Here is a 9,390-nt window from a genome sequence, read left to right as displayed (position 1 = left end):
GGTGACCGCCTGCAGCCGGGATAATGCGCCGACACCCAATACAGGGATTCCCTCTGAGCCGGTGGCCATCCTATTGAATGAACCTGTTTTCCCGAGTTCCCTTCGCAGTAAAACCGTCACAGCAGACTTGTACAACCACGGGGAAGGTCCGGCTGACTTCACCGGCCTGTGCAGAATCAATATCGACATAACCGGCGCTCATACGGAATACTGGGATTGGGTCAAATTCGATGTTCCGATTGTTCCGGCAGGCAACTCGGCAGCATTCATTATCCAAAGAAGCTCGGACAACATCAACTGGACAACGATGGCCCAAAACCTTGAGCCGCTGCTGTGGAATTACAATACAGGACAGCAGAATGTCTCGGTTGCCTCCCGCGCTCCTGGTATGGCCTCTGGCGCAGGATGCTTTTGGTTCCCTGCGGGTGCGTTGTGGCAGCGGTATTATTACCGTATCCGTTATTTTAATTCATCCAAAAACAAGGGCGGCAAGTGGTTTAAACAGACCCTTGCCGATGGCTGCCAGCTGAAAATCAATGCATCGGGAAACTTTAAGGCAAAAGTCAATGGCACCGGATATAATTTACCGTATGAAGGTTGGTTCCCCAAAAACAATATAGTCACAGTCGAGGCGACAAACGGCAGCTTTGGTGCATGGCAGGTCACCAAACCTGCCAATCTTGGCTACAACTATGCTAATCCGTGGAGCATTACTCTGGGTGAAGATTATGATATCACGCCGGTAAGTTTCTAAGGCAATATTGACAGGACAGGAAAAGCGATTATAATGCTAAGTCCTGTAGATAAAGCTTCTTCTTCCGCTTCTGGGGCCGACCCCGAAAGAAGTCACCTGACTTCTACTCTCACCTGCGGGCGGTTTTCTATTTTCAAAATCCCCTATACTCAATAATGATCGCATATCATTAGATTCGAAAGCGAAGTAATCGGAAGTTTTATGGCGACAAAGGGATTTTACAATTTATCTGATATTACTCTATGGTAGGCTCTATATAAACAGGAATAAAAAGGCCTATCTCGATTCCATAATTCCAGAACTGCTCTATTTGTCGCACAACTTCGCCATGAACTAAAAGACCGAGCTCTAATTGGTTTGATAAACCAGGACCAGTAAGATTGGCACTGCCAACATATGCAGACTCTCCGTCTATTACACAAAATTTGGCATGTGAACCAAGCTTTTGTTCATCAGCAACGTTAGCACTTGGTCTATAAAATCGCAATTTACCTACTGCATGATCAAGATATTTATTTTTGTCAATAGTTTGTAAACTCATCCCAGTACTAAGAATATCTACATTCACACCTCTACGCAAAGCTGATTGTAGGGCAGTGGCCAAAACACCATCAGAAAGTCCGCAACCGGACTGAATAAAGGGTGCGGCAATAATAACTCGTATACGAGCTTGAGCAAGAAGTTGAATTAGAACACCAAGAGTAGTACGACATCGTGTTTGATAAGCAAGAAATGCCCCGTGCGGCTCTGGCATTGTCATAACTAATTCTACAACATTTTGTGGAATAGAATTCGTCATATATTTAAGGTAATGAAGGATCAAAATATCCCACCGATATATCGCCCAATTCAGAGTCTCGCCCCCCAAATAAGAAGGCACGACTAAGGTTCAGATTAAAAAAACGACAACTCGTTTCAGCTAAATGAGTACATGCATGACAATTGCCACTTCGATGATGACACATCGGATCATAAACACAACGTCGCGATTCGATGACAGTATTCAACCACTCGACAAGTGATTGCTCATACAGTGCAGTAAGCGCTCCAATAGTCGCACCAAAACGATGATTGCAATAAAGAGCAATAGTAAGTGTACGTGGTAAAAGATATTCCGATAAGCTAGTTGTGTCCAAGCCGCATAATAAGGCTGCTTTTCGCACAGAAAGATGACTGAGCGTATGTAATAAACCGAATACTAAGCGTGCTTCTCGGCGATCTGCTAGCAGAGTTTCCCTTAAGGGGACATCATTGAGAAGTTGAACAAAGTAGGCCCTGCGGGCAATACTTTGGTCCATCCCATTAGGAATCACTGGATGACATCCATTTCTCTCAAGCCAAGACAAGACACGATCACAGTTTAGACTCAATAATAAAGCATCTGCCTGAACCTGATCAACGTAAATAGGAAATTTGCCACCGTGGTCCGGATGGGGAGGAAAAGGATTAAGACGACATTGATTAGGTTGATAATCAGCACGAGTAAATCCATATGTTGCAGTAATAATCGGGTAATCTGACACTAGGGCCAGACGAGAAAGTCCCATTTGCCTTGCAATTCGAACGCCTGGTACAGTTATATTGCTAATATCAAGCTCATTGGGGCGTCCAATTTCCATAGGCATAATCGTTTCTAACATTTCTTGACCGGCACGTTCCCAAACAGGCCATGAAACTCCACTTCGCTGGGATAAACTTTGAACAATGCCGCTCGCAGAATTCTCTTCATATTCCCGCCGCCTCTGATCCCTTAAAGCTTGTATTTCACGTGATAAATCTTCCGGTGTAATTTCGCCATTTGTGCATCGACGCATCAAATCATCTAAATCATTATCAGATAATCCCATGTTTTGGCTATTTTGATCCCTTTGATTATCTTGCCCATAATCCGTTAAAGAACGATTTGACACCTCTGGCATACCAAGATACTTTGCTGCGGCAATAGCTGGCCACTCCGGAAGACTAAAGAATCTATCCATTCTTCGATGAGGTATATTGAGTAAAACAGTCGTATGAGCATAAAACGTACGCCCAGCACGATGCAATTCTATATCCATATTTCTTAGCCTAGGATCAGGCCACTGACATACGGTACACCGGCCAGAAAAAAGATTTTGCGACATATTGCAATGGCGACATATCCACTGGAAATTTTCAAAATGCATACTGTCTCGAGTGTCTAAAGCCATATGATTCGATGTTTGACAACTATGGCAACGAGGTGGGAGAAGAGGCTGTAATGCTCCACAACGATGAATTTTTACAAAGCGTAATTGTATTAACTCGCCTCGGTGGCATGAAGGGCATTGATGTGGAAGCGAATTACGATGACTAAAATCAAATACTCGGCCACAATTAGGATTCTTACACCATAACACTTTTGGAAACAATTCAGATTGTACGCTTTGCGGATCTATAAGAATAAAACGATCAGGTTGCCGAAATAGGTCATCTCGCAAAACAGGTCTAAACTCCTCCTGCCAGACTCGAGTTTCTTCAGCAATTCTACGAAGAAGAACTGAAATATTCAAGTCTGTTCGTGGCTCCCCACGAATACTCACTACCCGAGCGATAGCTGCGACTTGTTCGAAATCAAAAGTACGATTGGGTAAATAATTGAATAATATTTGTTGCTTACCACGATTCATTATTTTTGTCATAAATATCTCTGCTATTACCTACCAGTATGGGCTGTCCATTGTGATCCAAGAGAATCTAATTCGATGGGGATTGCTTCATCTACGTCACGAAGACTTCGCATCGGTTTTGGAATCAGGACTTCTGAAACAAAACGCTGACCGGCTGTGGAACTTAGTATACAATCCCAATATTGACGTACCCTAAGACGTATTTCTTCACGAAAAGTTACCTCGCCAGGCGTAGTGGGATTCTGGACACCATATGCATTCTCTAATATAGGTATAAAGTGTTCTATTCGAATACTACCATCACTCATCTTGCGTTTTACATAATCGAGCATGTAAAAATAATTAGGATTTTGTTCTGAAAAACGGTTAGTCAAAACTTGAAGCAGCACCCCCATAAACAACCCAGGCAACGTACGATTAATGCTAAACTTTGACCAACGATTAATAGCAATAGGTTCGACCATTTGGCCCAAAAATTCATGGAATTTCAGAAAATATGCGTAATGACTTTGGTCTCTCTCTCGTACAGGATGAAGACAAGTAAAGACTATCCCAACATGGCTACGTCCTACACGGCTAGATGCTTGAATATACTCAGCATTTTGACGCGGCATTCCATAGAAAATCATACTATTAAAACGATTCACATCCACACCATGGCTGACCATGCTTGTTGCAAGCACTACATCTGAAGGACTATTGGGAAGAGATGTCTGTTCTAGCTTTTCCAGAATCCGGGATACATCATCGGTAGATGTACTACCTGTAAGATCTGAAATTTCAAATGGCATTAATCCATCTCGTTGTAGATTCGGAACCACGTCTCCTACTAAATCAGTCCGTATGGAGTTCAATTCACGATTCGCTAAAAAGTATGTCAAAGATGTAGCATAGAAATCTAAAAGTTGCCCCCATTCTAATGTGCCAGGTGAAAGTGCTCCACCATAGGGATTAGGCGTACCAGTTGAAAGTTGGTATAGATATTGAATTTCGCGATGGTAGCTTTCTATTAATTCAAGAATTGTTCTAAATATAGTCTTATTATGCGGGAGTAAACCCACATATAATCGCTGAGGATAGTTTTGTGTTTCAGCATAAAACGAATGACCGAGTGTAGGGCCACAACTTGGAAACACCCTCGCGTCATTAGGGCTTTTGCCATATAGGTGATTTACTTGTCTATCAAATGCTTCTATAGTGGCAGATGACGCAATAATCTTTAATGGCTGATTCTGCCCAAACTCACGTAATAATTGTTGAGTAAATGTTTCATAATGAGCATCAAATGTACCTAAACCTTCCTTTAGCAAATGAAGTTCATCTTGAACAAACAATGTTGGGCCGGATAAGCCTCTTGGCATAGCGACTTGTGGGCCATTTATCTCTGTACAATCCTTTTGACAACACTTACCCTTAAAATAACCATGTACAGAACAGCGACCATCAATCTGGCCAAAGAGCATTGATATTTTTCGTTGATTACCGATTCCAGCTAATTTATCAATAGTTCCTACGATCACGCATGGCAAATAACGATAAATTTCATTATCTACAATATAAACAGGAATTATTCCATTCGTGAAACGACAATCACGTCGGCTACACCGATGAATTAAACGAACATGTACTGGATCAAAATCTATACTAACTGTAGCTGTTTGACACGATGGACAACGTATAACACGTTTCCATATTTGACGCGCAACAGGATCATTGACTCTACTCCACAAAACTTGGTCTTCTGCATCTGCATATGAATTAACTCGAGGATTAACAATCTCATTTGGCGAACCGCCCTGACCAACAAAATACCCAACGGCAAAACCATCTACGTCAGTACCCGAAAGACGTGGGTCTCGTTGTTCACATCGTACAAGTTCGGCCAAGCCAATAACATCAGCTACCCGTTGTGTTTGCTGTAATGTCAACAGCCGTAACGGGAAGCGGGTCCACGCAGTGAGACCGGCTGCCTTGCCTCTCAAACGGTCAAAAAAACAATGGAATACTATTGTCGCCAAATACGCTTCTGTCTTACCACCACCGGTCGGGAAATAAATAATGTCTACTCTCTCACGATCAACACTTATAGTACTTTCCGAATTCGATAATGCCGCGATACCCGGAATCTGACTCACAAGGAAAACTATCTGAAACAATCGCCACTCAGTTTTCGGACCACGACGAAATGTTTCATTAGTAAGTTGAAATGCTAAACGTATATCAGGATTGGTGCGAATCAATTCATTGCCCAATCGAAAGTTTTCAATCTCCTCTTCGTACTTTTGTCTATCTTGATCAAACTCGAGACCGTATTCTGTTTCCCAGTTTGGGTTATTTGCAATATATCTGTCTCGTTCCTGCTCCCACGTTTGCAGATAGCATTGCATCGCTTGTAGAATAGCATCCAAAAACGGTAACGGATCACGCGCCAAATCTGCAAAACGGGCAGGTGGAACTGTTCTTGTCGTAAATCGCAATTGGCGATATATAGGTACATGTGTAGTCACAAATATGAAAGGAGATGATTCTCCATTTTGGCGTACGACAGCACAATTGATTCCTCGCCCCCAAACATGTCGATCATAACGAAATCCTCGAGGTGATAAATCAAGTTCAAAAGCACGTACCTCTTGACCAGTAAACTCAAAAGAAGCCTCTGTATCAAATAAAAAAGGTTCTATATTTGGTGAATCCTCAGACGTTGGTGATGTGTTAACTAATTCCATACTAAACACGTACTCATTAGGATTATTTGTTCCGATAGTCCGTACTTCGCTGTGCACTTCCCAACGCCATTCAGGTCTAACATCAACTTGCATCGATTGCACAAAGCGTTGATAAGCCGCTTCCGAAACTAATGCTGTTTCTGGAACTCGGATTTTATTATCGGGCCTCCCTATAGTCCGTATGCGTTCAGAATCATTTGCAACAATATGTTGCGCTCGTAACATCTCCTGGTTAAGAGCATGCTGTAAGTTAGAAGTATCTACAGACAGTTGTCTTTCCTGATTAAGACGGAAAATAATTTGGCCGGAAGCCTCACAAGAAATCTTACGAAACCGGATATAAAGAGAATCCTGAGGAATACGTGTACGTCTGCGGTCGCTTGAAGAATCGGCTACTTCAGAAGAATTATTTTCTGCCTCAAGCTCATTCTGTTCGTGCTCATCATCTCCTATAGACTTTTGTTGTGCAACTAGACTACTATTCCCTTCTGTACCACAAGAAACGGCGGGTCCGCCGTCTATATTACTTCTACTATTATTTATATTTTCTTCTATATTATTTAGGCGTTGATGTTCAATTTGTTGTATAAACGTAGGAAATACACGGTAATAGCACGCCCACCGTACTGAGACTCTAACCAAAACAGGTCCATCTTGAATATGTAGCCGGAATTCGGCTCCAAATGCAACAGGTGCAAGCTTATTTAGCAATTCACGCAAGTACCCTTGTTGCATTTCTGGATCAAGCGACTCATCACGACGAGGACGTATATTTCCAACAAAATAAATGTCTCTTGGATAATTACTTACACATTCAGATTCACTTCGGCCACTCGACCTATCGCGAATACGTGCCACCAAATATTCTGCCAACATAGACTCTTCCAGTTGACTCCAATTACCATTTGCCATATTAAATATCCTTTTCAACTTGACCTAAATTACTGCGCAAAAAAGGACCTGCTACATTTTCCAATTTTATAACACGAAGAATCAATAGAGAATTTCTCACATCTCCAAATGTCAAACCTAATTCAGAATCAATAACAGCATCATCATTACCTTGAATTACACCTGTAACTTGATCTTGTAACCAACGATTTAACCTATTCGAAAGACCACGGTGTAATCCTCTCAGTCTGCTTGCAGCCTGAGAGATGTGTTTATAATACTTCTGAACAAAACCCATATTAAGCACTTCCGCTACACGTCGTAAATCCTCTTGATCAAGCGGACAAAGAACGTCCCCTCTAAGCCAGAACGCCAAAGAAAGTGGCGTAACGAGCATACTTCCTTTGGCCTGCATTCTCCGCAATAGACCATTCAAATCTCGAATACCGTATGTCCTACACTCAACTAAATCACCATTACTCGCGCACCATTGATTAAAATTCATTCGGAAATCTTCTTGCCATCGGCGAATCAATGCCAGATGGAGCTCAATTGATGGGTGCCTGTGGACACGAGAAATAAGCAGGTCATATAAGTTTTGCCGTTGCTGCCCATGAATGACCAGTACGCGATCCCCTGTCCTCAGAGAACGAACATGCCGCAAGTTAAGCTCATTACAAACAACATTTATGACATCATCGGGAGCAAAATATGCATGCCACCCTTGATCAAACTGTACTCGTATGGCCTCTGCACAACAAATCTCTTCATAATAATCTGCTGTTGAACTTATCTCTGTACTAGGTTGATCGTTAAGAATAAGCTCTTCCTGTATGCAATCATCATCAGATTTGAAAAGATTAGCAACTTCATTGACAGTATTATCAGGTTGCCATATAGGGCCAGATAATACTGTTATTTTCTTTGCCGTAGATTCGACATTCAGTTCAACAGGTTGTTCCAAAGAAATACGTCCATGAATGAGAGGAGCAGTATTCGGAACTGCAACACCAGACATAAAAGAAAGCGAATTAATATTGCGATTGAAATCTCCACTTAAGCAAACAGACCATTCTCCTTGTTTACGAATGAAAGAGGAGCACTGGTGTGGATACAAGATTATATCATTTTTAGGATATAGCAAAGGATAGAAAAGCCAAGGTGTCATAACTGGACTAGGTAGTCCAATAAGAATCGGATGCCAATTGGTATTTACCATAGGCATTGGAAAACCATTATTTCCACTGTCCTCAGACGTGTTACGGCAAGCATACATCCATCGACGTAACTCCTTGAGACTAGTTACATATATCCTCATCTTATGCAAATCATCCTCAGTGGTATTATGTCGAGCAAGCAAAGAGAAAAGATAGAGCCGTTTTTTGCTGTCACTATGAAAGACTAACAAGCGTACTTCATTTGTCTTGACATCTTCAATGCAAAGATTGACAAGAGCTTCCCATAAAGGACATCCTAATGTTTGTACATAATCTTTCGCTTTGTCTAATAAGGCCGCTACTTCTTCCAAGTTGCGATATAAATAGGTATTGCTCACACAGGCAGAACGAAAATGATTACACAAAGACATAAGCTTACTGAAAGATTGAAGGCCCCAAAACCGTTGAGCCTCTGCTTCATAGAAATCGATCGGAACAGCAAGTGATTCTAAGGAACGAAGATATTTCCAATGAACAGCAATAGTATCCCTTTTAAATCCCTCGTTATCAATATGTTGAGTAATGTGACTAAGATGATGATAGGCCTTTTGAAGTGAGGAACTAAATGAATTTGCTGATTCACCTTGAAGTACCACGGGTGTCATACTGATAGAATCTTGTGGATATAATAATATGTCTAATCTGTCATTTAATATAGGAGAAGACCGGTTTGACAAAACCAAAGTTGGAGGCCAAGCAAAAATATGACCAAAGGAACTAAAATCTTTGACACATTCAGAAAGTGGATTATTTCCCCAAGCAACAACCGGAATTTTCAAGCGAACGGTTGCTCGTAACAATGGCTGTAACCAAGTCAATGAAGGGGAATCGCCAAAGTCAATTGCCACCCAAGGCGGTTTATAAGTTTCCAAGATAGCGGATGGATCATCTGGAGAATAAATAGTAGTTACACGAGGCAATTTTCCCATATTTGAATGCTTTGAGACACTATGACTACCTACAATATTTGCGTCACGACTTACATCTAATTGTGAAAATACCTCTGACAAATCAATCCCTAATCCCTTCACTCTAGTACGACACAATTGTTTGCGTATTCCAATATTAGAACCAAAATAAAGTATCCTATTACCTCGATTAATGTTTTCACTATGATATTGTGAATCCAAAAAATAACGAATTAATGCAGTTGC

General features: G+C 41.5%; 5 protein-coding genes. 1 reads left to right on the top strand and 4 read right to left on the bottom strand.

Features of this window, described 5'->3' with window-relative positions:
• On the top strand, positions 1-754 hold a 754-nt coding region (locus ACQ9LF_RS13830; RefSeq protein WP_462490009.1), incomplete at its 5' end, for a hypothetical protein.
• Positions 755-989: 235 nt separating this feature from the next.
• On the opposite strand, the gene ACQ9LF_RS13825 is transcribed toward ACQ9LF_RS13830, so the two are convergent.
• The 4 genes from ACQ9LF_RS13825 to ACQ9LF_RS13810 all read right to left on the bottom strand — a co-directional run.
• A complete protein-coding gene (locus ACQ9LF_RS13825; protein ID WP_462490008.1) occupies positions 990-1,514 on the bottom strand; it encodes a phospholipase D family protein in 525 nt (174 codons plus the stop codon).
• Between the two features lie 43 nt (positions 1,515-1,557).
• Positions 1,558-3,414, bottom strand: coding sequence for a hypothetical protein (locus ACQ9LF_RS13820; protein ID WP_462490007.1), 1,857 nt, complete (start codon positions 3,412-3,414; stop codon positions 1,558-1,560).
• A 14-nt stretch (positions 3,415-3,428) separates the two neighbouring features.
• Entirely contained in the window at positions 3,429-7,040 is a 3,612-nt protein-coding gene (locus ACQ9LF_RS13815) for a helicase-related protein (protein WP_462490006.1), read from the bottom strand.
• A 1-nt stretch (position 7,041) separates the two neighbouring features.
• A partial coding sequence (locus tag ACQ9LF_RS13810; RefSeq protein ID WP_462490005.1) for a DISARM anti-phage system protein DrmE domain-containing protein occupies positions 7,042-9,390 on the bottom strand: 2,349 nt, incomplete at its 5' end.

Source organism: Anaeroglomus insulsum (genome assembly GCF_050689095.1).
GTDB classification, from domain to species: Bacteria; Planctomycetota; Phycisphaerae; order Sedimentisphaerales; family Anaerohalosphaeraceae; genus Anaeroglomus; species Anaeroglomus insulsum.
The sequence above is the reverse complement of the archived record's forward strand: the minus strand, read 5'-3'. Positions and strand labels throughout refer to the sequence as shown.

Bases quoted from the DNA above. Each gene is read 5' to 3' on its own strand.
- ACQ9LF_RS13825 (WP_462490008.1), bottom strand. From the start codon at position 1,514: ATGACAATGCCAGAGCCGCACGGGGCATTTCTTGCTTATCAAACACGA.
- ACQ9LF_RS13820 (WP_462490007.1), bottom strand. From the start codon at position 3,414: ATGACAAAAATAATGAATCGTGGTAAGCAACAAATATTATTCAATTAT.
- ACQ9LF_RS13815 (WP_462490006.1), bottom strand. From the start codon at position 7,040: ATGGCAAATGGTAATTGGAGTCAACTGGAAGAGTCTATGTTGGCAGAA.